We start from the raw sequence: 26,599 nt of genomic DNA on the forward strand, positions 1-26,599 counted from the left end.
CTGCCGTCACAGGTTGAACAGGTTCACCGGTCCGAGCGTGATAACCGGGATCAGGGCGACCAGCAGCAACTGGACGACGAGTGTCAGGTAGAAGGGTACGGTCTCCCGGGTCAGCCGCTCGATGCTGATGCCGCTGACGTAGGAGGCGGCGAACAGGCAGATGCCTACCGGGGGCGTGGTCAGCCCGAGCGCCAGCGCCATTACCAGGAATACCAGGAAGTGGATGGGGTCTATCCCCACCATCACCGCCGCGGGGGTGAGGATGGGCACCAGCAGGAAGATGGCCGCTATGATGTCCATGAACATCCCCAGCACCACCAGGATCACACCGATCATCAGCATGATCACGACCGGGTTCTCCGAGATGGCCAGCAGCCCGCTGCTGACCTGAGCCGGCAGGCCGTCCACGGTAAAGACGTAGGTGGCTATGCTGGCGCTCATGGCTATGAGCAGGATGGTCCCCGAGGTCCGGGCTGTGCGGATCAAAATGCCCGGCAGGTCGTTCCAGCGCAGGTCGCCGTAGAACAATGCGGAGACGAAGGCCGTGTAGACCACCGCCACGCCGGCCGCCTCCGTCGGGGTTATGAAGCCCCCGAAGATACCCGTCAGGATGACCACCGGGGTGACCAGCGCCGGGATGGCGACCAGGAACATCCGGATGCTCTGCCGGAGCCCGAACGACATCACCTCCCCGTAGCCGCGCCGCACGGAGATTATGTAGTTGGCCAGCATGAACAACGCCGCCAGCATGATGCCCGGACCGAGGCCGCCGGCGAGCGCCGCCGCCACCGACTCCTGGGCCGTCGCGGCGGCGACGATCAGGAGGATGCTCGGGGGTATCATCGAGGCCAGGGTGGAGGTCACCATCACCAGGGAGGCCGCGTAGGGTTTGGGGTAGCCGCGCTCGGTCATCGCCTTTATCTCCAGCGGGCCCAGACTGGCCACGTCCGCGACCGAGGAGCCGGAGATGCCGCCGAAGATCGTGCTCGCCACCACGTTGACGTGCCCCACCCCGCCGCGCCAGCGGCCCACGATACTGCTGGCGAAGTCGAAGATGCGCTCGGACATCCCCCCGCGCTCCATCAGGTTGCCCGCCAGGATGAACAGCGGGACGGCGACCAGGATGAAGGTGTTCATGGAGGTGTACATCGCCTGGGGCACGATGGAGAGCGAGAACCCGTATATATAGAGGACGAACACCGCCGCCAGCCCCAGAGAGACGGCGAGCGGGATGCCCGCCAGCGCCAGCATTGCGAATATGGCTATCAGCAGCCAGCTCACTCCAGGACCTCCCGGGTTCCTTCGAGGGTCTCGCGGGTCTCGGGGTCGAAGTAGGCGCTCTGGATGTGCGCCACGATGGCCAGCACCGCGGAGATCGCCACCGAGAGGGTGATGGTGTAGATGCCGATCTGGAGCGCCGGGGAGACCTGCCCGCTCCGGTACTGGTTGAGCGCGAGGATGGCTCCGTAGTAGGCGACGACGGAGAAGAATACTATTCCGAGCACCACGTAGAGGTGTACGGCCAGCCGGCGCAGGCTCCGCGGCAGCCACCGCAGCACGAACGTGATCCTCGCGTGCTCCACGGTCCGGAAGCCGGAGGCCATGCCCAGGAATATCCCCCACAGGAAGAGGAAGCGGGTAAGCTCCTCCGTCCAGGGCACCGAGTGACCGGCGAGCCGGGAGAAGATCTGGAGCAGCACCGTGACCAGCATGCCGACCACCGCGAGCAGCAGGATCCCGTCTATAACCCGCCACAACACCGAGCGCCGGGCGGCGCTCGGTGGTTGGGCGAAGGTCTCCGGAGCCTCCGAAAGCCTGCCGCCGGCCAAGGGACTAGCTCCCTTCTACGTACTCGAGGGTGGTGTTCATGAACTCCTCGTCCCCCACCAGCTCCTCGAACTGCGGGTAGAGGTCCCGGGCGATCTCCGCGAACTCGGCGCGCTGCTCCTCGGAGAGCTCGTTTACCTGCATCCCGTGCTCGTTCTGCAGCTCCTCGATAATCTCCGCTTCTTCGTCGCGGTCGTACTGGGCCTTGAACTCCGCGGTCTCCTCGGCGGCCTCCTGCAGGGCTTCCTGCTGCTCGGCCGAGAGGGACTCCCAGAGGTCGTTGTTGATCCCGAGCACGTAGCCGTCGGCGATGTGGCCGGTCAGGGAGAGATAATCCTGCACCTCGTAGAAGTTGTTCGCCAGCGGTACCTCAACCGGGTTCTCCTGCCCGTCGATGGTGTCGAGCTGGAGCGCCGAGTAGACCTCGGTGAAGTCCATGGGGGTAGGGTCCGCCCCCAACTCCCGGAAGAACGCGACCCATAGCTGGTTGTTGGGCGTCCGGAGCTTGAGCCCCTGCAGGTCCTCCGGCCCCTCGATCGGCCGCACGGAGTTCGTGACGTGCCGGAAGGTCCGGGTCATCAAGACCAGACCCTTGGTGTTCAACTCCTCAAGCCCCGCGAGCAGCTCCTGGCCAGGCTCGTCCTGCAGGTAGCTCTCGAACTGGTCCATGTCGGAGAACAGGTAGGGCAGGCTGATGGCGTTCATCCTGGAGTCGAAGTTCGCGTACACCGAAGTGCTCAGGATCGCCATGTCCAGCGTGCCGTCGCGCAACTGGTCGATAGCCGCCTCCTGGTCGCCGCCGAAGAGGACGCCGTCCGGATGCACCTCCACCGTTACCGTGCCGCCCGTCTTCTCCTCGACCAACTCGGCGTAGCGCTCGGCCGTTACACCCACGGCCGAGTGGATGGGGTCGCCCACCGCGAGCCGGATGTTGACCGCCTCCTCGCCTTCAGCGGCTTCGCCTCCATCTTCTCCAGCCGTCTGCCCGCAGGCGACGAGCGCCAGAAGCAAGCCCGCCAGTAAAATACCCAGCCCCAGCCTGCTGCCGAAGCTCAAACCCTTCCCTCGTAGTGACAAAGAAGGTCCTCCTTTCTCTGCGCCGGTTCCCGCCAGCGTGTCGTAATCGAGCATATAGTATACCAAATACCGAGTACGTGCAACACGGGTTTCTATTGCCGCCGGGCGGGTATCTGTTCGGAGTAGGAGCGAGTGCCGGATGGAGGTGTCAGAGAGCTCTGACCGGCGGGCTGTTGCATCTCTCCGGTATTTGGTATACCATATTCGCGTGACCAATCTGCGACCGATCAAGACGACGTACGTAAACGAGAGCGTATACGAGGCGCTCGAGCGGGCCATCCTGCACGGCGAGCTGCCGCCCCGGGCCGCGTTGAACGACCGCCGGCTGGCGGAGATGCTAGGGGTGAGCCGGACGCCCGTGCGGGACGCGCTGCACCGGCTGGAGGGTTCGGGGCTCGTGGAGCGCCGGGGCCGGCACGGGTGGGCGGTGGCCGGGCTGGAGCCTCGGGACGTGGAGGAGGTCTTCGAGTTGCGCCGGGTCCTGGAGCCGCTGGGTCTGGAGCGTCTGGCCGAGACGTGGGAAGGGGCGGCGGTGCGGGAGCTCTCGGGCTTCTTCGGCGGGTTCGACGAGCCGTTGCGGCGGGAGCAGTACCCGGAGTATCTCGGGCGGGACCACGACTTCCACAAGAAGATCGTGGCGTGCTCGCGGAACTCGCGGGTCATCGGGTTCTACGGCATCCTGGAGCAGCAGATCGACCGGGTCCGCCACTACCTGTCCTACGGGTATGAGGGGCGCGTCGAGGCCAGCCTGGCGGAGCACAAGCGGATCTGCGCTGCGATCGGCGCCCGCGAGCTGGAATCGGCGAAGGGGCTGTTGCTGGAGCACCTGAACATGGTGGAGAAGACCATGGTCAGCTTCGTCGAGAGCCAGGACCTCGAGCGGATCATCCGGGAGCGCGGTATTGGAGAGTAGGGGGCACGCGGGCTGCGGAGGAGCTGCTAAGGAGAGGCTCCGGCTTTCTGGCTCGTGAGCCTCGTGGGTTTTACGGCTACCGTTGAGGGCGCACCCGGGGGTGTTGGCCCGTTTCCGCGGAGGTAAGGAGGAGAGTGGAGGGTAACACCGTCCGGCCGGAGAGCTTGCGCAGCTTCTCGGAAGAGTGTCTGGAGGCTTGCGGCATGTTGCGGGAGAATGCTCGCGTCGTCTCCGACAGCCTGGTAAAGGCCAACCTGCGCGGGGTGGACTCGCACGGCGTTACCCGGCTCGGCATCTACGTGAAGCGGTTGAAGATGGGTCTGGTCAACCCCAACCCGGAGGTGCGGGTCGTCCAGGAGAGCCCGGCGACGCTGCTCGTCGACGGGGACAACGGCCCGGGACAGGTCGTGGGCTTGCGGGCGCTGGAGCTGGGATTGGAGAAGGTCCGGCGGGGCGGCGGGGTCTCTGTGGGGGTAAAGCACTCCAACCACTTCGGGACGGGGGCGTACTACGTGCAGCGGGCGGTCGAGGCGGACGTGATCTCCTTCGCCTACTCCAACGCGCCGCCGAGCATGGCTCCGTGGGGAGGCGTCGAGCCCTACGTGGGCACCAACCCCTACGCCTACGGCGTGCCTGCGGGCCGGCACGAGCCGATCATCTTCGACATGGCGACCAGCGTCGTGGCGCGGGGCAAGATCATCCTGGCGGCCAAGAAGGGCGAGTTGATACCCGAAGGGTGGGCAATAGATAAGGAAGGTCGGCCTACCACCGATGCCCAGGCCGCTCTGGAGGGGTGCGTGCTGCCCTTCGGCGGGCCGAAAGGATATGCGATCTCCCTTATGATCGACATCATGTCCGGGGTGCTCACCGGGGCCGGGTTCGGCCCGCGCGTCAGGAATCTCTACGAGGACTTCGAGGACTCGCAGAACGTGGGAGCGTTCTTTCACCTGCTCGACGTGGAGCGCTTCATGCCGGTCGAGGAGTTCAAGGGCCGGATAGACCGGATGATCGACGAGATCAAGGCCGTGCGCCGGGCGCGGGGCGTGGAGGAGATCTTCGTCCCCGGGGAGATCGAGCACCGCATAGAGCAGCAGCGCCTCGCCTCCGGGATACCGCTCGGAGCGGAGACGGTCGCGGAGCTGAGAGAGGTGGGCCTGCTCTGCGGCGTCGAGCTGGAAGACTTCGTACACGAGAGCTAGAGGAGGACATATCGTGTCAGAGACGAAGCAAGCTCTGAAGGAGTACCGGAACTACATAGGCGGAGAGTGGGTCGCCGCGAGCAGCGGCGAGACCTACGAGCTGGCCAACGCGGGGAGGACCGACGAGGCCATCGCTCGCGTGCCGGTCTCTACCGCCGAGGACGTCGACCGGGCCGTACAGGCGGCCCACGCGGCGTTCCGGGAGTGGAAGCAGGTCCCGGCCCCGGAGCGGATGGAGTACATCTACGGGCTGATGGAGGTCTGGAAGCGGCGCCGGGACGAGCTGGCCGAGGTGATGGTCCTGGAGATGGGCAAAGCCATCATCGAGGCCCGCAACGAGGTGGACCGGGCTCCCGGCGAGATGCGGTTCGTCGCCGGTGAGGCGTTGCGCATCGACGGCCAGACGCTGCCCAGCGGGCGGCCGAAGGTCTTCGCCTACACGGAGCGCGAGCCGATCGGGGTCGTGGCCGCCATAACCCCCTGGAACTTCCCGGTGCTCTCGCCGCTGCGGAAGGTGATCCCGGCCCTCGTCTACGGCTGCACCGTGGTGCTCAAGCCCGCCTCGCAGTCGCCGCTGACCTCGGCCCTCATCTTCGAGATGCTCCAGGAGGCCGGCCTCCCGGCCGGGGCTGCCAACCTGGTCATCGGGCGGGGCGGGGAGGTCGGCGACGCGCTCGTCACCCACCCCCTGGTGAGCGGTATAACGTTCACCGGCTCTACCGACGTGGGCCTCGGCATCTACGAGAAGACGACCAGGAACAACGCCAAGATACAGCTGGAGATGGGCGGCAAGAACGCCGCGGTCGTCGCGGGCTGCAACGACCTGAAGAGCGCCGCGGCGCAGATCGTGCCCGCAGCCTACGCGGCCACGGGCCAGCGCTGCACCTCCATCAGCCGGGTGATCGTGCTGGAGGAGCACAAGGAGGAGCTGGAGGCGGCGCTCGTCGAAGAGGCCGGGAAGCTCAAGGTCGGCTACGGGCTCGACGAGGAGACGACCATGGGCCCGCTCGTCAACCGCTCCCAGTTCGAGCGGTCCATGCACTACATCGACCGGGCGCAGCAGGACGGGGCCCGGCTCCTCACCGGGGGCAACCGGATAGAAGGCGACGATCTGGACAGAGGCTACTACCTGGAGCCGACGATCCTCACCGACGTCAAGCCGGGGACGCCCGCCGCGCTGGACGAGATCTTCGGCCCGGTGCTCGTGGTGATCCCTGTGGAGAGCTTCGGGGAGGCTCTGGAGGTGAACAACGAGGTCCGCTACGGCCTCACCTCCGCCATCTTCACCGACGACATGGACTGGGCGCGGGCCTACGTGAAGAGCTCCGAGGCCGGCATGGTGCACGTCAACAACGGGACTATCAGCGAGCCGCACATGCCGTTCGGAGGCGTGAAGCAGTCCGGTCGGGGAGCCTACGGCATCGGCTCGACGAATAAGGACTTCTACACCAACCTGAAGGTCGTCTACCACCAGCACGGCTACGACGAGGACGACCTGCCGCCGGCTAACCGGATGGTCGCGGAGGAAGATCCGGCATGAACAACCTCGGGTTCAGAATCTTCCCGCCCACGCGTGCGCCGGAAAAGTTAGTAGAGCTCTTCCGCGGGTTGCCGACGCCGAACATCAGCGACAACATGAACCGCCTCAACGGCGTGAGCGGCGAGATCCGGGCCATGCACGGCCCGGAGCAGTTGCTCGGGTCGGCGTTCACCGTGAGGACGCGGCCGGGGGACAACCTGCTCGTCCACAAGGCGCTGGACATGCTCGAGCCCGGCGACGCGCTCGTCATCGACGCCGGCGGGGAGACCACCAACGCCATCCTGGGCGAGATCATCATGCAGATGGCCATCGGGAGGGGCGCGGCGGGCATCGTGGTGGACGGGGCCATCCGGGACACGGACGCGTTCGCCGAGGCCCGGTTCCCCTGCTTCGCCCGGGGCTCGTCCCACCGGGGACCGTACAAAGACGGTCCGGGGGAGATCAACGTCCCCGCCGTCGTAGGCGGCGCGATCGTGAACCCCGGAGACATCGTGGTCGGGGACAGCGACGGCATAGTCTTCGTCCCGCAGGAGGTCGCGGAGGAGCTGGCGCAGCGGGTGCGCGAGACGAACGCCAAAGAGGAGGAGACGATGCGCCAGATCTCCGCGGGAAGCCTGGACCGCGGCTGGGTGGACCGGACACTGGAGCAGCGGGGATGCCAGTGGGTAGGTCCCGGAGGTCGGGCATGAGCTACCATCACCGCATCTTCGCCTGGGAGCTACCTTCACGCATCGAGTTCGGTATCGGGGCGGCCGCCAACCTCGCGGACCGCGTAAAGGAGTACGGCGCGGACCGCGTCCTCCTGGCCGCCGATCCCGGCCTCCCTGAGGCTGTTCTCAACAAGGTGACCACTCCTCTGGACGAGGGGGGCGTATCCCGGGTGGTCTTCCGGGACATCGAGCCCGAGCCCGACGCCCGGGGGGTCGAAGCCGGCCTGGAGCTCGCCCGCTCCGAGGGGTGCGAGGTCGTCGTCGGGGTGGGCGGGGGCAGCACGCTGGACACGGCCAAGGCCATCGCCGTCATGCTGCGCAACGAGGGCCACATTCGCGACTACGCCGGGCAGGACCTCATTCCCGAGCCGGGCGCGCCGGTCATAGCCATGCCGACCACGGCCGGGACCGGCAGCGAGGTGACCGTCTGGTCCGTGATCGCGGAGAAGGACAAGAAGAAAAAGTACGGCGTCGGCAGCCGGTACATGACGGCCAGCCTCGCCCTCTGCGATCCGGAGCTGACCGTGACCCTGCCGCCGCACATCACGGCGGCCTCCGGCATCGACGCGCTGGCCCACGCCCTGGAGTCGTACGTGAACAAGGCCACGCAGCCCGTCTCGGAGGCGCTCTCGCTGCAGGCCATGCAGCTGGTCGCGAAGTCCCTGCGCCTGGCGGTCGTCGACGGGGAGAACCTGGAGGCCCGGTCGGACATGCTGCTCGCCAGCCTGATTGCGGGGATGGCCTTCAACTCCACCCGGCTGGGCATCGCCCACGCCCTGGCCATGCCGCTCGGGGCCGGGTACAAGATACCTCACAGCACGATAATAGCCATACTGCTACCCGAGGTCATGCGGTTCAATCTGGTCGGCAACCTCGAAAAGTTCGTCCGGATAGCCGCGATTTTCGGCGAGAGGACGGAGGGAATGCCGGTCCGCGACGCCGCGGAGCTGTCCGTAGAGGCGATCCTGAAAGTGTACGAGGACATAGGCATCTCCGACGGGCTGGCCCGCTATGGCGTCCGCGAGGAGCACCTGCGCGGCTTGGCGGAGGCCGGGATAAAGACCGGCAACATACCGGTCAATCCGCGCAAACCGACGGTCGAGGATCTAATAGAGATCATGCGCAGGTCAATGGAGGCTCCGGTTGCCGTCTAGACCCGCACGGCCTGAGATGCTTTAGTGTAAGCGGCGCCATGGGTGCCTGGTCCCCGCAACCTTGCGCATGATCTCATTCCGGTGGCGGGGCATACCGCCCCGGTCCTTTCCAGCCGGCTCAAAGCTGAAACGGAGGGGTGAATGAAGAAGATTCTGGTCACCCGCGAGATCCCGGACGCCGGGATGGAGCTGCTGCAGGAGTTCGAGACGACCGTCCTCTCTGAGGAGCCTCCCGCAAGAGAGGAGCTGCTCGGGGCCGCAGAGGGAGCGAGCGGCGTCCTCTGTACCCTCACCGAACAGATAGACGAGGAGTTCTTCGAGGCGGCCGGGGATAACCTGAAGGTCGTTGCCAACATGGCCGTCGGCTACGACAACATAGACCTCGAAGCCGCCGGGAGGCGCGGGGTGGTGGTCACGAACACTCCCGGCGTGCTGGACGAGACCACGGCTGACACCACCTTCATGCTGCTTCTGGCGGCGGCCCGCAGGCTGGGGGAGGCGGAGAGGATAGTAAGAGGTGGCAGGTGGAAGGCGTGGGGACCGAAGATGCTCCTGGGGCCGGACGTGTGGGGCAAGCGGCTCGGTATCATCGGGATGGGCAGGATCGGGCGGGCCGTCGCCCGCAGGGCGCGGGGCTTCGGGATGCGTATCCTCTACCACAGCCGCTCCGCCAAGCCGCACGCCGAGAAGGAGTTCGGGGCGATCAGGCTGGATCTGGACCAGCTCCTGATCCACAGCGACTTCATCTCTATCCACACCCCGCTTACCCCGGAGACGCACCACCTCATCGGAGAGCGCGAACTCAAGCTGATGAAGTCTACCGCCGTGCTGGTGAACACCTCCCGCGGCCCGGTGGTAGACGAGGCGGCTCTCGCAAAGGCACTCGCCGATAGGCATATCTTCGCCGCCGGGCTGGACGTATACGAGGAGGAGCCGAAAGTGCACCCCGGGCTGCTAGAGCTGGAGAATGTGGTGCTGGTGCCGCATATCGGCAGCGCCTCGTTCGAGACCCGGGACAAGATGGCGCGTATGGCGGCGGAGAACCTGCGGGCCGTGCTGGCGGGCGAGCGACCGCCCAACCCCGTCCGTTAGGGAAGGGGAGGTGGATGAGCGGTGAAGAGAGATTGGCTCTCAACTCGGCAGGGGCAGAGTCTCGTTGCTCCACCGGAGCATTCAGCTTAGTAACATAAGATATAATTGGGTTGCTGAGAACGGGAAAGGACAGGAGAAGTGAGCATCTTTCCGACGAAGATCCTGCTGGCCACCGACGGTTCCAGGGACGCCGAGCTTGCCGCGGCGACCGCCGTTGACCTGGCCGGGAAGACCGGCTCGGAGCTGCACGTGGTCTTCGTCTTGCGCACCCGAGAGGCCTTCGAGTACGACGCCATGGGCTTCACCATCGAAGAATCGCACGAGGAGGTCAAGCAGGAGGGCCAACGGTTGCTCGACGAGCAAGTAAGGAAGGTTGAGGAGATCGGAGGAACCGTCGCGGGCACCCACTTCAGAATGGGGCGACCGGACGAGAAGATCGTCGCCGTGGCGGAGGAGATCGGTGCCGGCCTGATAGTTATGGGAAGCCGGGGACTCGGAGGGATAAGGCGGGCGCTCATGGGCAGCGTCTCTGATTCTGTGGTCCGCCACGCCCACTGTCCCGTCCTGATCATACGCCCCGAGAAGGATGCCGGTAGCCGCGGACATTTCTGGCGGAAGGAGCCCTCAGAGCGGGCCGAAAGCTCCAGGTAAACCCCGTTCGGCACCGGAGAAGGCCGGCGGCGAAACCACTCATTTGGGCGATGCGCCGGGCTTTGCCGGGGGCATAATGCCACAAGGAGACGAGGGTTGTGAGTAGCAAGGGGGATTTCGCCCGTGTCGCCGCCAGAGCTTGCGCGCCTGGGTGTTGCGGTCACCGTCGGGGCCGCAGCGGGGATGCTCCTGGGAGCCCGCGTGGTAAAGACCTACGACTGGCGCACCGAATGGTCTATTCCCGCTCCCCTGCCCGTCGTATACGAAGCCATGACCTCGCGAAGCGCGGTGCGGCAATGGTGGCCTCCCATGGAGCCGGTGGACGATGGCGGAGGAGACCGGCTTCAGGCGGGCAGCGCCGTCTCCTTCCGAGTGCACCAGGCGCCGGAGGTCGCCCGCCTCGCTCCGCCGTTCCATATCCACTGCCTCTACACGGACGTGGAGCCCAAGCGCCGGCTGCGCGAGATCGGCGACTGCTAGCGTAGCTGCATAATTTCCAAGAGTAGCATACCAGGTACTTGGGTGAATAGAGGGGACGCCGACTCGTCAAGAAGATGCACAGCCAAAAATAACTAATAAAAAGTATTGACCGGTTACCATAACCAGTATATTATTTAAGATGGTTAGAAGAGAGGGCTACGGCCCTCCGGAGAGTGAGGAGGACAAGGTGCACGAATACTTGGCCGGGCTCGAGGTATGGCGCCAGCACCGCGAGGATGTGCTCGGGGCGGTGGAGAACGCCCGGCTGGCGAGGGAGATCCGCCGCGGGCGGAGGGGAGCCGGCAGGGAGTGGCGGGTAAGACTTGGGGGATGGACCCTGCATCTGCGAAGGGTTCCGGAGTATGAGGCGAGGCCAGCTGCGAAGAGCTGAAGGCTAGAGCGGTCGTATAAAGTCGTGCATCTACACACTAGGAGGAGGAGATAGGCGCTGTGCAAAGGAATAAGGCCCCCGGCGAGCTGGAGTTGGTTCGCCGGTTCGTAAACACCCGGGACATAGAAGAAGGGAGCGAAGAGTTCGACAGCCCCGACTCCCTGGTCGCCTGGTTTGCCGGCATGGGTCTGCTCGGCGGTGAAGCTACCGCGGATCAGGAAGACCTGGAGCGCGCGCTCGCATTGCGAGAGGGGATACGCTCCCTGCTGCTGGCCAACAACGGCAAAGAGATCGAACCGGAGCGCATCCGGGAGCTTAATCGTGTAACCGGAAGCGTGTGTCTTACGGTCTGTTTCGATGACGGCGGCAGGGCAACACTCAAGCCCCAATCGTCTGGTGTGTCCGCAGCTCTCGGTCGTATCCTCGCCGCCGTGGTGCGGGCCACGGAGGAAGGAGGCTGGGGCAGGTTGAAGGTCTGTCCCAATGATGCCTGCCGGTGGGCCTTTTACGACCGTTCCAAGAACCGCTCCGGCAAATGGTGCACGATGGAGGTCTGCGGGAACCGCATGAAGGCCCGCGCTTTCAGGCAACGTCAGGCTTCTGGCAAAGGATAATCCGCCGGCGAATAAGCTTCCGGTGGATGCACTGGCTTCACCGGGCGTCATCATGCCGGCAAGCACCGATCCGGGAGAAGAGATCACATGACTGACAACTCCAGCGGACGCGAAGACCTGCGGCGATCCGGAGGAGAGGAGTGGGAGACCGGCTCCGAATCGTACCTCGCCGGGGCTCGGGCGGCAATGCCTTTCGCCTTCGCCACTTTCGTGCTCGGCGTCTCCTTCGGAGTGCTCGCCCGCTCTTTAGGGTGGGGGGACCGCCGTCCCGATCGTCTTTTCGGTGATCACGTTCTCCGGCTCGGCCCAGTTCGCGGTCGCTGCCGTCTTGGGAGGTGGGGGTGGAGCGCTCGCGGCGATCATCGCCGCCGTACTGCTCAACGCTCGCTTCGGGCCTATGGGAGTGGCCATCGCTCCGTACCTCAAGGGCGGGCCTCTCCGGCGGGCTCTCGAGGGACAGGCCGTGGTGGATGCCTCTTGGGCGCTGGCCAGCCGGGGCGGTGGGCGTTTCGATCGCGAGTTCATGCTGGGCGCCACGGTCCCGCAGCTGGCCGCGTGGATCGGCGGTACGGCCGTCGGCGTGCTGGGAGGCAACTTCATCGGGGACGCCGGGAAGCTGGGTCTGGACGTCATCTTCCCCGCCTTCTTCCTCGCTCTGCTCGCGGGTGAGCTCCGCAGCGCGCGGGCGAGGGCGGTGGCGCTCCTCGCGGTGGTACTGGCACTAGCCCTCGTGCCGTTCGCGCCCCCCGGCGTGCCGGTCATCGCCGCTTGCGCGGCGGCGCTCCTGGGCCTGAAGGGGTCGTCGTGACGGCGCTGTGGGTCGCCATCATCGCCGTCGCTTTGGCTAACGCCGCCATAAAGGCCGCGGGCCCGGTGATAGTTGGGGGCCAGGAGCTGCCCCCGCGCGCGGTCTCGGTTATAGCTTTGCTGGCGCCGGCGCTGCTGGCAGCCCTGGTTGTCACCGAGACCTTCGGCGAAGAACAGCACCTGGTGCTCGACGAGAGGGCCATCGGAGTGGCGGTCGCCGGACTCGCGCTCGCGTTGCGGGCACCGGTGCTGATCGCAATCGCCCTCGCTGCCGTCGCTACCGCACTGACTCGGGCCTTCGTCTGAGCTTCTCTCTGCGGGCATTGCCGCCTGGTGGACTGCCGGTAGATCTCCTCCACGAGCGAGATCCGGTAGCCTTTCGGGTTCTCTTCTTTCAGCTTCCGGTACTCCCTGACGGCGGCGTTTAGCTCTCGGCCGTCGCCGGGCAGCGGCGATCTCACCAGCAACCGCTGCGTCTTGAAGCCCTCCGGGAAATCCTTGAGTATCGGTTTCATGCAGACCAGTATAGCTACGCTACCGGGCGTAGCTCCGGCTGTTCAGCCCGGGGATGGGGTCCTCGCTGAAGCTTGAAACCTGAAGCCTGAAACCTATTCACTGAACGCCCACAGGGATTCGGCGGGCAGGCGGGCAGAGACCCTCTGCCCGACGCCCAGCTTCACGTGGGGCGGGACGGCGGCCCGCAGCCGGACGCTCCCGGCTTCGAGCGTGTACAGAACCTGGGTGCCCAGATAAGCAGCGCTCAGGATGCGTGCCGGGAACGAGTTTTCGCCGGCCTCCAGCCGCACGGCCTCGGGCCGGATGGTCAGGGTGGCGCTGCCAGGCGGTACCGGCGCGGCGAGCTTCAGGCGGCCGAGCGGGGTCTCGGCCGCGCCGTCTGAGATCCTGCCCTCCAAGAAGTTGGTTGCGCCGAAGAACTCGGCGACCCGGCGGTTCACGGGCCGGTTGTAGAAGGCCTCCGGGGTGTCGTACATCTGGAGCCTCCCATCGAGGAGGAGCGCTATCCTCTCAGCCAGAGACACGGCCTCTCCCTGATCGTGGGTGACGAGCAGCGTGGTGAAGTCTCCTGTTGCGTGCAGGTGCTTGGTGAGCTCCCGCATCTCCTCGCGCAGGTTGGCGTCCAGCGCGGAGAAAGGCTCGTCCAGCAGCAGAAGGCGGGGCTCGGTCACGAGCGCCCGCGCCAGCGCGACCCGCTGCTGCTGGCCGCCGGAGAGCTCTTCGGGGCGGCGGTCGGCGAAGCCTTCCATCCGCACCTGCCGCAGCGCCTGCTCCACGCGGCGGCCGGTCTCCCGGCGCCCCATGCCGCGCATCCTGAGCCCGAAGCCGACGTTGGCCGCGACGCTCAGGTGTGGGAAGAGCAGCGGCTTCTGGAAGACCATCGCCACCCGGCGGCGCTCCGGCGGGACCCCTGTCATGTCGTTCCCGTCCGCGAGTACCGCGCCTGCGGTGGGGCGCAGGAGCCCGGCGATTATCTTCAGCACCGTCGTCTTGCCGCAGCCGGAGGGGCCGAGCAGGGCCACGAGCTCGCCCGGCCCGGCGGTCAGGGTGAGGTGGGAGACCGCCCGCTCCCCGGTGCGGTAGCGGTGAGATATGTCCCGCAGTTCCAGCCGCGTGCTCACGACACCTTGCCCACTCCCAGGAAGCCCCGCTCGTTTCCGGGGTTAAGATAGCGGAGCGCGAGCAGGAGCGCCACTACGGCGGGGAGGGCGAAGACGACCGCGAGGGTGGAGGTGATTACGGGGTCGGTCCCGGAGGCCGCCGAGAAGAGCAGCATCGGCAGCGTGATGACCGTGCCGCCCCCGATGAGCACCGTCAGGATGTACTGGCTCCAGGAGATCAGGAACGCGAACAGCCCGGCGACCGCCACGCCCGGGGCCACCTGCGGCAGCGTGACGTGCCAGAACGCCTGCCAGGGACCGGCTCCCAGGGTCCGGGCCGCCTCTTCGAGTTCGCCGGTGCGTTCGGCGAAGACGCTGGTCAGGATTATGGCGGTGTAGGGGACGGTGGGGACCAGGTGCACCAGGAAGACCCCGAACATGGTGTCCGCGAGCCCGAGCCGGATGAAGGTCAGGTGTATGCCCATCGTAGAGGCCAGGGGCGGGACCAGTATGGGCAGCAGGATGATGAAGATGACCACTCCCTTCAGGCGGAAGTCGTGGGTGCCGAGCGCCATCCCCGCCGGCAGCCCTATAACCACCGCCGCCGCCGTTACCGCGGCGGCTATGACGAGGCTGTTCAGAACCGCCTCGGTGAAGCGGCTGCCGGGGGCCAGCAGGGCCTCCCAGCCCCGCAGCGACCAGGACGCGGGCAGAAGATCCGGGAAGCGCCACTCCCCGGCGAACGACCAGAGTGCGAGCGGGAGCAGGGGCGTTGTCACCAGAACGGCCGCAAGGGCCAGCGCTATCCCGGCGCTCCGGTTCCTCTTATCCACGGCGCAGCTCCCGGCTGAGCCTCAGGTAGGCCGCGGCGAAGAGGGCGGTGAGCAGGGCCAGGATCACGTTTATTGCCATCGCCGCGGGGCGCGCGCTCAGGTCTATGCTCCGGTACTCCCGGTAGGCAGTCACCGGCAGCATGGTCGGGTAGTCCTGTCCGAGGAGGAAGGGGATCTCGAACGCCCCGAAGGTGAACGCGAATACCACCAGGCTCGCCGCGACGACCGCCGGGTAGATGGCGGGGAAGATCACGTACCAGAACCGCTGCCAGGCGTTCGCCCCTAAAGTTTGGGCGACCTCCTCCAGCTCGGAGGCCACTCCCCGGAGCGCGGCGAGCACGATCAGGGCTATGAACGGCGTCTCCTTCCAGACGTAGGTGAGGATGATGCCGGCGGAGTACCGGTCGTAGAGGAGGGCGGGGAAGTCCGCCGGCTCCCCTATGAGCCCCAGAGCGGCCGCAATCCGGGCCCCGAGCCCGGTCTGGGTGACCACCAGTGCTACGCCCACCGCGGCCACGAGGTGCGGGACCGTTACCGGGAGCTGGAAGAGCGCCGTGGAGATGCGGCCCGGGGCTCTCCGGAGCGCCAGCGCTAACAGCACCGCGAGCACGGTGGAGATGGCGGTGGACGCCCCGGCGACGTAGACCGTGAGCGCGAGCGAGTTGAGGAAGTCGGGGCTGGTGAGCACCGCGCGGTAGGCATCCAGGCCGGGCTCCGTCATCCCGATGGCCGGGAAGTAGCCCAGGGACTGCAGCAGCGCGGCGTAGAGCCCGCCGCCGAAGAGGACGAGGATGACGGCCAGGGCCGGGGCCAGAAGCAGCGCTATCCTGGTCCGCTCCCCGATCACCCGCTACTTCCTCTGCACCTCGGAGGCCCATCCGTCCTGCAGCGCCAGCTGCCACTCCGTCCGGGCCTCGGGGAGCCGGTTCGCCTGCAGCTCCTCTAAAGACAGCGCGGCCGGGCCGGGCTTGATCTCGAACTCCTCGCGCAGCTCTTCGGGCAGCCGCTCCACGTCCAGGGTCGTGAGCCCGCCGACCACGTTGCGCCGCTGGAGCTCGGCCTGTGCCTCCGGGCTCTGCAGGAAGTTGGCGACCACCTGCGCCCCTTCCTTGTTCGGGGCGTTGAAGGGGATGGCTACGTAGCTGGTGTTGCTGAGCGTCCCGCCCTCGAAGAGGTAGGTGCGGGTCGTCTCGGGGAAGATGCCGCGCTCTACCTGCCGCTGCGCGAAGTAGGGGTTGTAGCTGACGGTGAAGTCCACCTCGCAGTTCTGGTACAGCTCGTCCAGCGCCGCTCCGCTCGCCGGGTAGGTCTCACCGCCGCGCCACAGGTGCGGCTCCAGCTCGTTTAAAAACTCGTAGAGTTCCGGGGCCTCCTCCTCGAAGACCTCCCGGTCGAACTCTCCCTGGTAGGGCTCTACCTGCTCCGTCACCTGATAGAAGAGCTGCAGGATGAAGGCGTTGCCGAAGAAGTCCGGCGGCGCGGGGTAGGTGAAGCGGCCGGGGTTCTGCCTGGCCCACTCCAGCAGCTCGTCCGGGCTCTCGGGCGGATCTTCTACCCGCTCGGAATCGTAGATCATGACGAACTGCGCCTGGCTCCAGGGGGCCTCGTAGCCGTCCACCGGATATCCGAAGTCCAGGTTTATCTGGGGGTCTTCCCAGTCTATGTAGCGGGCGTTCGGCAGCCCCTCGGCCCACGGCCCCCACCAGAGGTCCGCTTGCGAACCGGTGTAGAAGTTCTCACCGTTAAGCCAGAGCAGGTCTATGGTGCCTTCCTCCCGGCCGGCCTGCTTTTCGTTCAGGAGCTTGTTCACGGCGTCTGAGGTGTCGCTTACCGGGGTGCGCACGAGCTCTATGCCGTGCTCCTCCCGCAGCCGGGGCGCGACCCACTCGTCCACGTAGGCGTTCGTGTCTTCGGCCCCGCCGAACATGAAGAAGTTCACCGTAGTGCCCTCGGCCGCGGCTGCGATCTCCTCCCAGGACCGCCCTTCACCGTTAGAGGCCTCCCCGGCGGTCCCGCCGCAGGATGCCAGCAGGAAGAGCAGCGCCACGAGCGGCAAGAACCCGGTTTTTATCATCTGTCCTCCGGTTTTGAGGTGCGGAAGCTCCATACACTACCATGCATGTACGGGACCGGAGCGCGCCCGGATCAGAGCGCTCTTCGGGCTGCCGGGGGTGGGTGCTGCAGTGGCGCCCGTCACGTTCCGGCAGATCTCCTGCTTGACAGCGCCCGTGCCAAAGCTGCCAGGAGCACCGCGTGCTCTGCGGCGGTGAAGGCTGTGCCGTGATGCTCCGGGCTCCGGTAAGAGACCGGGCTTTGCCACCGGAAGTCCGAGAGCGGCCAGAGCTGCGGGCGGGCGTGTTCGGCATGGGTCAGGAGGTCTGAGGCGTTGTGGGAGAGCCACCCCAGGGCGAAAGAGCGGACGACCCGCCGGGTCTGCGGCTTCAGCGCCGGGCTCAGAGCGAGCGCTAGCGTGGCCGGGAAGAAAGAGTGCAGCGCTGCGTCCAGCTTCGCCGATGCTCCCCCGGTGTAGAGCCGCTCGCAGAACTCCCGCCGCGTCATGGACCTGCGCCGGGGCCAGAGGGCGGCGGCCTTGACCAGAGCCGGCAGGTCTGGCAGAACAGCTCCCAGAGCGGCGGCAGCGGAGACCGTCCCGCCGCCGCGCCGGGCGAGAGTCCAGGCGAGGATGGCGTGAGAGTAGGTTCGCACGGCAGTAATCTTACCCCGGGGAGTCTTCGTCTGTGGTCTCCGGGGCGAAGCGGGGCGTGGAGGCGCGGCGGTACCCTTCGGTCTCGGTTTCGAGGATACGGAGGAAGGCCCGCGCCACACCTCCGTCGAACCGGGTGTCCAGCCCGGCATTCAGCTCGCTCCTGGCCTGCTCGTAGCTCATCCCGGGACGTCCGGGCCGGTCCAAAACCATTGCGGCGTAGGCTTCGGCCACGGAGATGATGCGGGCTTCCGGCGGGATCCAGGGGCCGCGCAGCCCGTCCGGGTAGCCCCGGCCGTCGGGACGCTCGTGGTGCCAGCGGACCCAGGTCGAGATCTCCCGGAACCCGGGCACGGCGGAGAGGATCTTCTCTCCCTCCACCGGGTGTCTCCGGGGATCTTCCGGTGCGCCGGAGAGCCCGATGTTGTGCAGCAGGGCCGCGAGGCGCAGCCTGCGGATGCGCTCCTCGTCCAGCCCCAGCTCTCGCGCGATATCCTGCGCGTAGACCGCCGTGGCGGCCGCATGCCGGTACGCATATCCGTCCCGGCGGCCGAGCTCGCGCATCAACAGGCCCCCGAGCAGCGCGCCGGAGAGCATGAGCGACTCCTCCAGGGACTTTACCCGCTCTTCTAGTTCCTCGACTCTCCCGGCCCGCCGGCGGGCGCGCAGCGCCGGCAACTCGCTCCCGGCGTATCCCGCGGCGAGCACCCCGGCCGCGGCCGCCGGGCCGTATCCTAGCAGCACCGGCACCGTCAGCCCGGCGGTGAGGATGCAGAGCGCGCCCGGGAGCAGGTGCGTCGCCGCCAGCTCCGCCCGGGGCGGGGGCTTGCCGCTCAGGATGCCGGAGATGGCAGCGTCCGAGACCAGGAATACGGCCGCAGCGGTGGCGGCTCCGAGGGCGGCCTCCGCTGCGGAGCCGGGGGAGGAGGTGAGCAGGGGGCCTGGAGCGAGGCCGAAGAACGGCATGCCGGCCAGATGCGCAGCGGTTACGCTCCGGCTCGCCCGGCAGAGGGTGCGGAGGGGATCGGCCCTCTCCGCGAGCGCGGCGTGAGGCGCTGCAGCGGCAGCGGCCCAGGTGGGGCCCAGAAACACGACCGAGAGGGAGAGGATGACGGCGTCTCCGCCGGGACCGGCGCGCCGGCCGGAGAGTGCGGCGCCCGGGATGAGGAGGGCGGTGGCGACTGCCGCGCCGGTCAGGAGCCGGGGGTCGTACCTGAGACCGTACCAGTAGATCCAGGAAGCGGCGAGCGTCAGGGCCAAGGCGGAGAGGACCGCTGCGTGGTTCTTAAGGCGGGTCCCGCTGGCGTGCTCCTGATGCGGGGGTGCCTGCGGGATATCCAATTGTCAGTCGACCTCGCGGACGTGCATCGCGCTCACTCTCCCGGAAAAGACCGCTCGATGGTATCTTACCCGCGCCGGCTGCGGGAGGGAACTTCTCTTAGGGGATGGAGCGCTTCGGAGCGGCGAACACGATCGCGAGCACCAGAACGCCCGCCAGCGCGGTGGTGAGGCCGGAGATGTAGTAGGTCTCGCGGGTGCCGAAGGCGTCCACGGCGAGCCCGCCGGAGAAGTACGCCAGCGACTCGGCGGCTCCTATCCCCAGGAAGCGCACGGCGAAGATCCGGCCCAGGAAGTGCTCCGGGACGCGCTTCTGCAGCAGGGTATCGGTGGCGATGTTGTCTATGCCGTTGGAGATCCCGGCCACCGCTATGGCGCAGAGGGCGAGGAAGAAGGTGGGGGAGAGTCCGGTGGCGCCCATGGCTGCGGCAGAGGCGAAGAAGGCGGCGAAGTAGAGGAGCAGCAGGTTAGACCGGTCTCCCAGCAGCGCCATGAGGGCGGTGCCCGCGATCATGCCCGCTCCCCAGACGCTGACCAGCAGGCCGTAGCCCGTGTCTCCAGCACCGAAGACGTCTTGTGCGAGGAAGACCTCTGCCGGTGTCGTGATGTTTATGGTGAGCACCAGCAGCGAGGTGCCCAGCACGATGGCGAGCGGGATGCGGGCGCCCTTGAGGTAGGAGAAACCCTCCTTCAGGTCGGTACCGAAGCCGCTCTCCTCCTCGCGCTCGGGGCGGGGCATCGGGATGCGGGAGATAAAGGCGGCCGAGATCACGTACGCTACGGCGTCCAGCAGGAAGGCCGCGTTCACCCCGACGGTGGCGACCAGAAATCCGCCCAGGGCCGGTCCGGCCATGATCGAGATGCTGAAGGTCCCGCTGATTATCGAGTTTGCGCGCGTCAGGTCGCCGCCGCCGACCACGCCCGGGAAGGCGGCCCGCACCGTGGGGTTGAAGAAGGTGCGCGCCAGCCCCGAGCAGAAGACCAGGGCGTAGATCAGGGTCATGTCGCGGGTGAAGACGAGGGCGACCATGATCGCCGCCCGCACCAGGTCGCACGTTACCAGGATGATGCGCCGCTCCAGGCGGTCGGCCAGCACGCCGACCACCGGGCCGAGGAGGGTGGGGAGGAAGCGCGCCACCAGGGTGCCGCCGACGTTGGCCGCGCTGCCGGTGATCTGGGCGACCAGGATGATGAGGGCCACCGTGGAGACCGCGTCCCCGAAGAAGGAGAAGGACTGGCCTATCCAGAGCTTCAGGAAGCGCGGGTTCCTGAAGAGGGGTTCGCTGCGGCGTTCCATCTCCCTCCCCGGTGAATTACCTATCTTGCGGAGGGTAAGTATAGAGTAAGTTCGTGTTCGATATTAGCCTCAAGGCGCCCGGGTGATCCGGTTCGAAGCCGTCCCGACCGGCGGGGATCCCATGCCGCGGGTGGGCGGGACTTCGGGATAGCGTGGGGAGATCCTCACGGAGAGCTCAGTCCAGAATCTCGGCGCCAAAACCCGCCTCGCGCAGCGCCGCGCGGGCTTCTTTGACCTGCGCGGAGCTCAGGGTGAGCACGAGCGCGGCCCTCTCCGTGTGGGAGTGGCGCATGTAGAGGTCTAGGATGTTAATGTTCCGGCTGCCCAGCAGGGTCGTAACGCGCGCCAGCGCACCGGGCTGGTTCTCTAGCGGCACGGCGAGCTCCACGTTCTTCCCTTTCCGCTCGAGGAGGATGCCGCCCAGCTCCTCGTAGGCGTCGCGGGCCCTGCGAAAGCGTTCCTCTATGGCTCCCCGGTTGCCGATCTCGCTCCCGATCTGGGCCATCGCCCCCGCGAACGCCCCCAGCGCCTCGCCCAGCGCCGGAGCGTTCGCGGCCAGGATGTCCGCCCACAGCTCGGGGTTTGAGGCTCCCACCCGCGTGAGGTCCCGGAAGGACGGTCCGGCGAACGAGAGGGCCTCCGGCGAGATGTCCGAGGCGACCTTCAGCAGGGCGACCGCCATCAGGTGCGGCAGGTGCGAGAGGGCCGCCATCAGCAGGTCGTGCTTCTCCGGGGGCACGGCCGTGGGTGTTGCTCTCAGGGTGTCGCGGACGAAGGCGCTCACCCGCCGGTAGACCTCCGGGTCGGTCCTCTCGGTCGGGGTTAGGAAGTAGCGGGCGCCGCGGAAGAGGTCGGCGTCGGCGTTGTTCACGCCCGAGAGCTGGCTGCCGGCCATCGGGTGGCCGCCGACGTACCGGAGACCGGCTCTCTCCGCCGCCTCCACGAGCGGCATCTTCACGCTGGCCACGTCGGTCACCGGGGCGTCTGTGGGGGCCAGCTCGCCCAGCAGCCTCGTGGACTGGGAGATGGGGGCGGCCAGGATCACAAGATCCGCTCCCCGCGCCTCCTTCAGGGTCGAGGCCCGGTCTATGGCGCCGAGCGCGGCGGCGCGTTCCAGCACCTCCGCGCGATCCACCCCGACGACCTCCCAGCCGCTCTTGCGGGCCGCGAGCCCGATGGACCCCCCGATAAGCCCGACCCCGACTATCCCGAGGGTGCCGCTCATCTTGCGGAGATCGCTTCTATCACGCGGTCGTTCTCCCCGGAGTCGCCGACCGTTATGCGGCTCCAGCCCGGGAACCCGAGCGCCTCGCCCTCGCGTACCAGCACGCCGCCGCGCTCGAAGAGATCCGCCGGTATCTTCGCCAAGATGAAGTTCCCCTGCGAGGGAACGTAGTCGTAGCCTGCGGCGGCGAAGGCGCTCTGAAGCCTCTCCCGCTCCTCGATCACGAAGCGGGCGCGCTTGCGGATCAGATCTCCCTCCCGCATGGAGGCGGTGGCCGCAGCCTGCGCGGGGGCGTTTACGGAGAACGGGAAGCGGACGCGCTCGAAGTAGTCGGCGACCGGTTCTGGCGCGATGCCGTAACCCACCCGGAGGGCGGCCAGCCCGTGCACCTTGGAGAAGGTGCGCGCCGAGACCACGTTCGGCGTGGAGAGCGCGAGCTCGTGCGAGCCGGCGTAGGCCGGGTCGGAGACGAACTCGTAATAGGCTTCATCCAGCACGAGGAGCACCTCTTCGGGCAGGGAGGCGGCGAGCTCGCGCACCGCGGCGAGCGGGAGGCAGGTGCCCGTGGGGTTGTTCGGGTTGCAGAGCACGACGGCCCGGGTGCGCTCGGTGACCGCTGCCAGCAGGGCTTCGGGGTCCACGGCCTTCTCCGCGGTCAGCTCCACGGGCCGGGACTCGAGCCCGAGGATGCGGGCGATGGCCGGATAGAGCGAGAAGGAGGGCCAGGGGTAGACGATCTCGCCCGGCCGCTCCAGGATGGCGAGGAGGTTAGAGAGCACCTCGCTGGAGCCGTTGCCTATGATGACGTTGGCGGTGGAGCTGCCCGGGTTGGCCGCGGCGACGGCTTCCCGGAGCGCAGCCGCCTCCCGCTCCGGGTAGCGGTTCGCGCGCGCGAGCGACTCGCGCACGGCGGCCTCAGCCCCGGGCAGCGGCCCGAAGGAGAGCTCGTTCATCGTCAGCTTCACGTAGCCGGCCGGGCCGCGGTCCGCCTCCAGCTCTTTGGCCAGATGCGGCGGCCGGTAGGGTCTTAGGGGGTCCAGTTCCGGTCTGAATCTCACTCCGCAGCACTCCTTGGCGAGCTCGCTGTTACACGCAGGTAGACTAGACCCGCCGGAAACGGCTTGCAACAGGCGGTTGCCGGGGAGGTGTGGGGGGTGTTACAATCGCCGGTCTGATGAACGGTTCGGGCAAACCCGAGGTAGACACCAGGATCCGGGAGCTGCGGGCGCGCATAGACGCGGTGGACCTGGAGCTCGTCCGCAAGCTCAACGAGCGCGCCCGGCTGGTGCAGCAGATCGCGGAGCTCAAGGAGGGGGCGGGGGTGAAGATCTACGACCCCAAACGGGAGGAGGAGATCCTGCGCCGTGTGGCCGAGGAGAACCCCGGCCCGATCTACGACTCCTCGATGCGCGAGATCTTTGAGCTGATCCTGCACCGCATCCGGGACCTGGAGGTGCAGCGCGGCGAGTTCTCCGGCTAGGGTGGTTATGGACGGCATAGCGAACGGTTCGACGCCCAACGGCCTCATCCAAGCCGGTGCCTTCCGCATCATCGCCGGCCCCTGCACCGTGGAGAGCTACGAGCAGCTCTCCACCTCGGCGAAGCTGGTGAAGCAGGCCGGTTTCGAGTACCTCAGGGGCGGGGCCTTCAAGCCCCGCACCTCGCCCTACTCCTTCCAGGGGCTCGGGGAGGAGGGGCTGAAGATCCTCTCCCAGGTCGGCCGGGAGCAGGGCCTTAAGGTCGTGACCGAGGTCCTCGACCCCTACGACATCGAGCTGGTGATGGAGCACGCCGAGGTGCTGCAGATCGGCACGCGCAACATGGCGAACTTCGCGCTGCTCAAGCGCGTCGGGGCTGCCATCGCGGGTACGGACCACGGTGTGATCCTCAAGCGCGGGTTCGCAGCTACCGTGGAGGAGTGGCTTCTGGCCGCGGAGTACATCACCAGCGCGGGCGGGGAGAACGTGGTGCTCTGCGAGCGGGGCATCAGGACTTTTGAGACCTCCACGCGCTTCACGCTCGACCTTTCGGCGGTTCAGGTTGCCCGGCGGCTCTCGGACCTGCCGGTGGTCGTGGACCCATCCCACGCCGCCGGGCGCAGGGATCTCGTGCTCCCGCTCAGCAGGGCTGCGGTCGCCGTGGACGCCGACGGGCTTCTGATCGAGAGTCACCACGAGCCGCAGGAGGCGCTCTGCGACGGCGAGCAGGCGCTCCCGGTGGACGGGCTTCTGAGCCTCCGGGAGGCGCTGGAGCCGTTCGCGGCTGCGATGGGCCGCAAGGTCGTATAAACTCCTGCCCGTGATGCGGGATACCGGCGAGATTCGCTTCGCGCGGCGGTTCGTCTTGGAGCGCCAGCTCGGGGCCGGAGGCATGGCCCGCGTCTTCCTGGGCCGGGACGAGGTTCTGGGGCGGCGGGTGGCGGTCAAGATCCTCTACCCCTACTACAGCGACACGGAGATCGGGGCCCGTTTCCGGCGCGAGGGGCGCACCGCGGCCCGGCTCTCGCACCGCAACATAGTCCAGGTTTACGACGCCGGGGAGGCGGAGTTCGAGGGCCGGCAGGTCTCCTACATCGTGATGGAGTACCTGCCCGGCGGGGATCTGAAAGAGCTCATCCAGAGAGACGGCCGCCTGCCGGAGCGGGAGGTCGCCCGGATCGGGAGCGAGCTCGCGGCCGGGCTCGTTCACGCACACGAGCACGGCATCGTCCACCGGGACATCAAGCCGCTCAACGTCCTGATGGACGCCGAAGGGCATCCCAAGCTCTCGGACTTCGGCATCGCCCACGCCCTGGACTTCACGCAGTTCACCCGGACCGGCTCTTTCCTGGGCACCGCGCTCTACGCGCCGCCGGAACAGCTGCGCGGGGAGCGCGTGACCCACAAGAGCGACGTCTATTCTTTAGGGGTCACGCTCTACCACGCGGCGGCCGGCGCCCCGCCGTTCGAGGGCTCGCCGCTCTCGGTTGCGCGCAAGCACGAGTCCGAGCCGCCGCCCCCGCCGCGGGAGAGGGGAGCTCCGATCGGTGCGGAGCTGGAGGCTCTGATCCTGGAATGCCTGGAGAAAGATCCCGGGAGGCGCCCGGACGCCGCTGCGGTGCGCCGGCGCCTGATGGAGATCTCGACCCCCCCGGCGAGCAGGCCCGCCGCTCCGCCTCCGCCGGAGCGGCCCGTGCCGAGAGAGGAGCGGAAGAGGTCGCGCCGGCCGGCGGTGCTGGCTGGCGCGGCCCTGGTGGCGCTCTTGGTCGGCTTCGGGGCCTACGCTCTGCTGGCCGGCGACGGCTTCCAGGAAGCCGGAGAGACTCGGGCCCCCGCAGAGCAGGCACAACGTCCGGAAGAGCCGGCAGAGAGTGCCCCGCCGGAGGGCGGCCCCGCCGGCGCTCCTTCCACCCGCCAGGAAGAGCCCGAACCCGGGGCTGCCGGGCGGGAAGATCCCGAGACGCCGCCGGAAGAGACGGCCGGGGAGCGGGCCTCTCCGCTCTCCGCTGAGGCTGCGGAGCGGGCGGTGCGGGAGATGTATCTCGCGGCGGCGTCGGACGACCCCGGCAGCTCCTGGGACTACCTCTCCGGCCGCTTCCGGCAGCAGGTGGGCTCCCGGGAGGCCTGGACCGGCCAGTTCGACACCCTGGAGCGGATAGAGTTCCTGCGGGGACCGGAGGCCGAGGTCTCGGGAGACACGGCCCGGGTCTCCTTCGTGACCCTGGCCCGTCACACGGACCGCACGGAGCAGAACACCGCCACCTGGGTTCTTATCAGCGAGGGAGGGGTGTGGAAGCTGGACGAGCTTGCCGCCATCCAGACGCGGGTGGTAGAGAGCTGATCTCTCCGGATGCCGGACCGGATATGGTTTAGAATCAGCGGCGGCAGGCGTAGCGCAGGCGGGAGGTTCTCTGCCCTGAAAACCGCACTCACATCGCTCGTTTCGGCCGTCATCGGGGGGCTGGTCGCGATCCTGCTGGTGGCGGCCGGCGTCCTGGGCATAGACGACGCCCCGACGGGTGACGTTACGATCAACGAGGTGGCGCCCGAGAGCCTGCCGCGATCCGACGCCCCCGCCGCAGGCCCCGGTGCCCTGCCGGTGCGCGAGATCTACACGCGGGACGGGCCGGGCGTGGTGAGCGTCGAGGTGCAATCGAATGGCAGCCTCGGCGGCGGCTCCGGGTTCGTGCTGGACGAGAGCGGGCACATACTCACCAACCAGCACGTGATAGACGGGGCGGAGAGGGTCCTGATCCAGTTCTCCAGCGGGGCCCGGGCGGAGGCCGAGATCGTGGGGGAGGACCCCTCGACGGACATCGCCGTGCTCCGGGTCGAGGAGACCGGCGAGCCGCTGGTGCCGCTCACGCTGGGCGACTCCGACTCCGTGCGGGTGGGTGATCCGGTCATAGCCATCGGGAATCCCCTCAACGTCGGTGCCAGCGTCACGACCGGGATCGTGAGCGGCATCGGACGCGCCATAAAGGCGCCCAACGATTTCACCATAGACGGCGCGATCCAGACGGATGCGGCCATCAATCCCGGCAACTCCGGCGGGCCGCTGCTGGACGCCCGCGGGCTCGTGGTGGGCGTCAACTCCCAGATCATCTCCGAGACCGGCGGGTTCCAGGGCGTCGGCTTCGCGGTGCCCATCAACACGGTCAAGGATGTTGTGCGACAGCTCATAACCACCGGTGAGGTCCGGCACGGCTACCTGGGCGTCCAGATGTTCTCGGTCGGGGTGGAGGAGCTGGCGGCCTACAGCGGCCTCTCCCCCGAGGAATTCTCCCGGGAGCACGGCCTGCCGGAGAACGGAGCGATCGTGACCGACGTGGTGCCGGACGGTCCGGCCGACCGGGCCGGGATCCGGGGCGGCCGGGAGGAGCGCGAGATCGCCGGGCTCCCCGTCCCGATAGGGGACGTGATCACGGAGATAGACGGCGAACCCGTCCGCGACTCGGAGGACGTTATCCGGGCCGTCAACGCCTCCCGGCCGGGAGACGAGCTGGATCTGACCGTCGTCTCTCCCGGAGGCGAGCCGCGCACCGAGCGGGTGACGCTCGGTGTCCAGCCCTCGCAGACCCCCTGAGCGGCAGATACCTCAAATGAGGGATTGCGCCTGGGGCCGGAGCGGGGCATGATCCCGGTTAGAGAGA

28 protein-coding genes are annotated in these 26,599 nt (G+C 67.6%); 16 read left to right on the top strand and 12 right to left on the bottom strand.

All coding sequences use genetic code 11. The annotated features are described in order from the left end of the window. Window positions 1-6: 6 nt before the first annotated feature. From E0L93_RS00420 to E0L93_RS00430, 3 genes are read right to left on the bottom strand one after another with little or no spacing between them, the layout of a single operon-like run. Entirely contained in the window at window positions 7-1,281 is a 1,275-nt protein-coding gene (locus E0L93_RS00420; protein WP_132687160.1) for a TRAP transporter large permease, read from the bottom strand. Further along, window positions 1,278-1,829, bottom strand: a complete 552-nt coding sequence (locus E0L93_RS00425; RefSeq protein ID WP_132687162.1) for a TRAP transporter small permease — start codon at window positions 1,827-1,829, stop codon at window positions 1,278-1,280. Before E0L93_RS00425 ends, E0L93_RS00420 begins: the two co-directional genes overlap by 4 nt. Before the next feature lie 4 nt (window positions 1,830-1,833). After that, on the bottom strand, window positions 1,834-2,904 hold the full coding sequence (locus E0L93_RS00430; RefSeq protein ID WP_165874057.1) for a DctP family TRAP transporter solute-binding subunit: 1,071 nt from the start codon (window positions 2,902-2,904) through the stop codon (window positions 1,834-1,836). 208 nt (window positions 2,905-3,112) lie between these two features. Here E0L93_RS00430 and E0L93_RS00435 point away from each other — a divergent pair, with 208 nt between their 5' ends. The 12 genes from E0L93_RS00435 (at window position 3,113) to E0L93_RS00490 (ending at window position 12,761) form a co-directional block, all read left to right on the top strand. After that, a complete protein-coding gene (locus tag E0L93_RS00435; RefSeq protein WP_165874058.1) occupies window positions 3,113-3,817 on the top strand; it encodes a GntR family transcriptional regulator in 705 nt (234 codons plus the stop codon). 134 nt (window positions 3,818-3,951) lie between these two features. Then, window positions 3,952-5,016, top strand: a complete 1,065-nt coding sequence (locus E0L93_RS00440; protein ID WP_207890244.1) for an Ldh family oxidoreductase — start codon at window positions 3,952-3,954, stop codon at window positions 5,014-5,016. Between the two features lie 13 nt (window positions 5,017-5,029). Then, window positions 5,030-6,556: an aldehyde dehydrogenase family protein gene (locus tag E0L93_RS00445; RefSeq protein WP_132687167.1), complete on the top strand. Its 1,527-nt coding sequence runs from the start codon at window positions 5,030-5,032 to the stop codon at window positions 6,554-6,556. Further along, window positions 6,553-7,245 (top strand): RraA family protein, encoded by a 693-nt coding sequence (locus E0L93_RS00450; RefSeq protein ID WP_132687169.1) that lies wholly within the window; start codon window positions 6,553-6,555, stop codon window positions 7,243-7,245. Before E0L93_RS00445 ends, E0L93_RS00450 begins: the two co-directional genes overlap by 4 nt. Continuing rightward, complete coding sequence (locus E0L93_RS00455; RefSeq protein WP_132687170.1) at window positions 7,242-8,420, top strand: iron-containing alcohol dehydrogenase; 1,179 nt, start codon at window positions 7,242-7,244, stop codon at window positions 8,418-8,420. The genes E0L93_RS00450 and E0L93_RS00455 overlap by 4 nt, the downstream gene beginning before the upstream one ends. Before the next feature lie 141 nt (window positions 8,421-8,561). Next, window positions 8,562-9,512, top strand: a complete 951-nt coding sequence (locus E0L93_RS00460; protein WP_132687172.1) for a 2-hydroxyacid dehydrogenase — start codon at window positions 8,562-8,564, stop codon at window positions 9,510-9,512. A 138-nt stretch (window positions 9,513-9,650) separates the two neighbouring features. Then, window positions 9,651-10,163, top strand: a complete 513-nt coding sequence (locus E0L93_RS00465) for a universal stress protein (RefSeq protein ID WP_132687174.1) — start codon at window positions 9,651-9,653, stop codon at window positions 10,161-10,163. 123 nt (window positions 10,164-10,286) lie between these two features. Beyond that, complete coding sequence (locus tag E0L93_RS00470) at window positions 10,287-10,643, top strand: SRPBCC family protein (protein WP_132687176.1); 357 nt, start codon at window positions 10,287-10,289, stop codon at window positions 10,641-10,643. A gap of 139 nt (window positions 10,644-10,782) precedes the next feature. Beyond that, on the top strand, window positions 10,783-11,034 hold the full coding sequence (locus tag E0L93_RS00475) for a hypothetical protein (RefSeq protein WP_132687177.1): 252 nt from the start codon (window positions 10,783-10,785) through the stop codon (window positions 11,032-11,034). Window positions 11,035-11,093: 59 nt separating this feature from the next. Further along, complete coding sequence (locus E0L93_RS00480; protein ID WP_132687179.1) at window positions 11,094-11,648, top strand: CGNR zinc finger domain-containing protein; 555 nt, start codon at window positions 11,094-11,096, stop codon at window positions 11,646-11,648. 283 nt (window positions 11,649-11,931) lie between these two features. Further along, complete coding sequence (locus E0L93_RS00485; protein WP_207890245.1) at window positions 11,932-12,456, top strand: AzlC family ABC transporter permease; 525 nt, start codon at window positions 11,932-11,934, stop codon at window positions 12,454-12,456. Beyond that, the gene (locus E0L93_RS00490; RefSeq protein WP_207890246.1) at window positions 12,453-12,761 is read left to right on the top strand and encodes an AzlD domain-containing protein; all 309 of its coding nucleotides are present in this window, start codon (window positions 12,453-12,455) and stop codon (window positions 12,759-12,761) included. The genes E0L93_RS00485 and E0L93_RS00490 overlap by 4 nt, the downstream gene beginning before the upstream one ends. A 302-nt stretch (window positions 12,762-13,063) precedes the next feature. Here the strand turns inward: E0L93_RS00490 and E0L93_RS00495 are convergent, their stop codons facing one another. The 9 genes from E0L93_RS00495 to E0L93_RS00535 form a co-directional block, all read right to left on the bottom strand. Further along, complete coding sequence (locus E0L93_RS00495; protein ID WP_132687180.1) at window positions 13,064-14,092, bottom strand: ABC transporter ATP-binding protein; 1,029 nt, start codon at window positions 14,090-14,092, stop codon at window positions 13,064-13,066. Further along, the gene (locus tag E0L93_RS00500) at window positions 14,089-14,904 is read right to left on the bottom strand and encodes an ABC transporter permease (RefSeq protein ID WP_132687182.1); all 816 of its coding nucleotides are present in this window, start codon (window positions 14,902-14,904) and stop codon (window positions 14,089-14,091) included. The genes E0L93_RS00495 and E0L93_RS00500 overlap by 4 nt, the downstream gene beginning before the upstream one ends. After that, entirely contained in the window at window positions 14,897-15,751 is an 855-nt protein-coding gene (locus E0L93_RS00505; protein WP_207890247.1) for an ABC transporter permease, read from the bottom strand. Before E0L93_RS00505 ends, E0L93_RS00500 begins: the two co-directional genes overlap by 8 nt. Window positions 15,752-15,754: 3 nt before the next feature. Next, window positions 15,755-16,978 carry an ABC transporter substrate-binding protein gene (locus E0L93_RS00510; protein ID WP_165874059.1) on the bottom strand — a complete coding sequence of 408 codons (1,224 nt, stop codon included), beginning with the start codon at window positions 16,976-16,978 and terminating at the stop codon, window positions 15,755-15,757. A 119-nt stretch (window positions 16,979-17,097) separates the two neighbouring features. Next, a complete protein-coding gene (locus tag E0L93_RS00515) occupies window positions 17,098-17,610 on the bottom strand; it encodes a zinc dependent phospholipase C family protein (protein ID WP_165874060.1) in 513 nt (170 codons plus the stop codon). 10 nt (window positions 17,611-17,620) lie between these two features. Beyond that, window positions 17,621-18,949, bottom strand: a complete 1,329-nt coding sequence (locus E0L93_RS00520) for an HD-GYP domain-containing protein (protein ID WP_132687187.1) — start codon at window positions 18,947-18,949, stop codon at window positions 17,621-17,623. A gap of 97 nt (window positions 18,950-19,046) precedes the next feature. Further along, complete coding sequence (locus E0L93_RS00525) at window positions 19,047-20,243, bottom strand: MFS transporter (protein ID WP_132687189.1); 1,197 nt, start codon at window positions 20,241-20,243, stop codon at window positions 19,047-19,049. Between the two features lie 175 nt (window positions 20,244-20,418). Further along, complete coding sequence (locus E0L93_RS00530; RefSeq protein ID WP_132687190.1) at window positions 20,419-21,468, bottom strand: prephenate dehydrogenase/arogenate dehydrogenase family protein; 1,050 nt, start codon at window positions 21,466-21,468, stop codon at window positions 20,419-20,421. Then, a complete protein-coding gene (locus tag E0L93_RS00535) occupies window positions 21,465-22,526 on the bottom strand; it encodes a pyridoxal phosphate-dependent aminotransferase (RefSeq protein WP_132687192.1) in 1,062 nt (353 codons plus the stop codon). The genes E0L93_RS00530 and E0L93_RS00535 overlap by 4 nt, the downstream gene beginning before the upstream one ends. Before the next feature lie 89 nt (window positions 22,527-22,615). On the opposite strand from E0L93_RS00535, the gene E0L93_RS00540 reads away from it, so the two are divergent. Genes E0L93_RS00540 through E0L93_RS00555 form a run of 4 tightly spaced genes read left to right on the top strand, consistent with a single transcriptional unit; the run spans window position 22,616 to window position 26,532 of the window. Beyond that, entirely contained in the window at window positions 22,616-22,948 is a 333-nt protein-coding gene (locus E0L93_RS00540; RefSeq protein ID WP_132687194.1) for a chorismate mutase, read from the top strand. 7 nt (window positions 22,949-22,955) lie between these two features. Continuing rightward, window positions 22,956-23,756 carry a 3-deoxy-7-phosphoheptulonate synthase gene (gene aroF, locus E0L93_RS00545; protein ID WP_132687196.1) on the top strand — a complete coding sequence of 267 codons (801 nt, stop codon included), beginning with the start codon at window positions 22,956-22,958 and terminating at the stop codon, window positions 23,754-23,756. Window positions 23,757-23,769: 13 nt separating this feature from the next. Further along, entirely contained in the window at window positions 23,770-25,287 is a 1,518-nt protein-coding gene (locus E0L93_RS00550; RefSeq protein WP_243638048.1) for a serine/threonine-protein kinase, read from the top strand. 9 nt (window positions 25,288-25,296) lie between these two features. Next, a complete protein-coding gene (locus E0L93_RS00555; RefSeq protein ID WP_132687200.1) occupies window positions 25,297-26,532 on the top strand; it encodes a S1C family serine protease in 1,236 nt (411 codons plus the stop codon). Window positions 26,533-26,599: the final 67 nt, after the last annotated feature.

This window comes from Rubrobacter taiwanensis (assembly GCF_004337705.1).
Taxonomy (GTDB): Bacteria; Actinomycetota; Rubrobacteria; order Rubrobacterales; family Rubrobacteraceae; genus Rubrobacter_C; species Rubrobacter_C taiwanensis.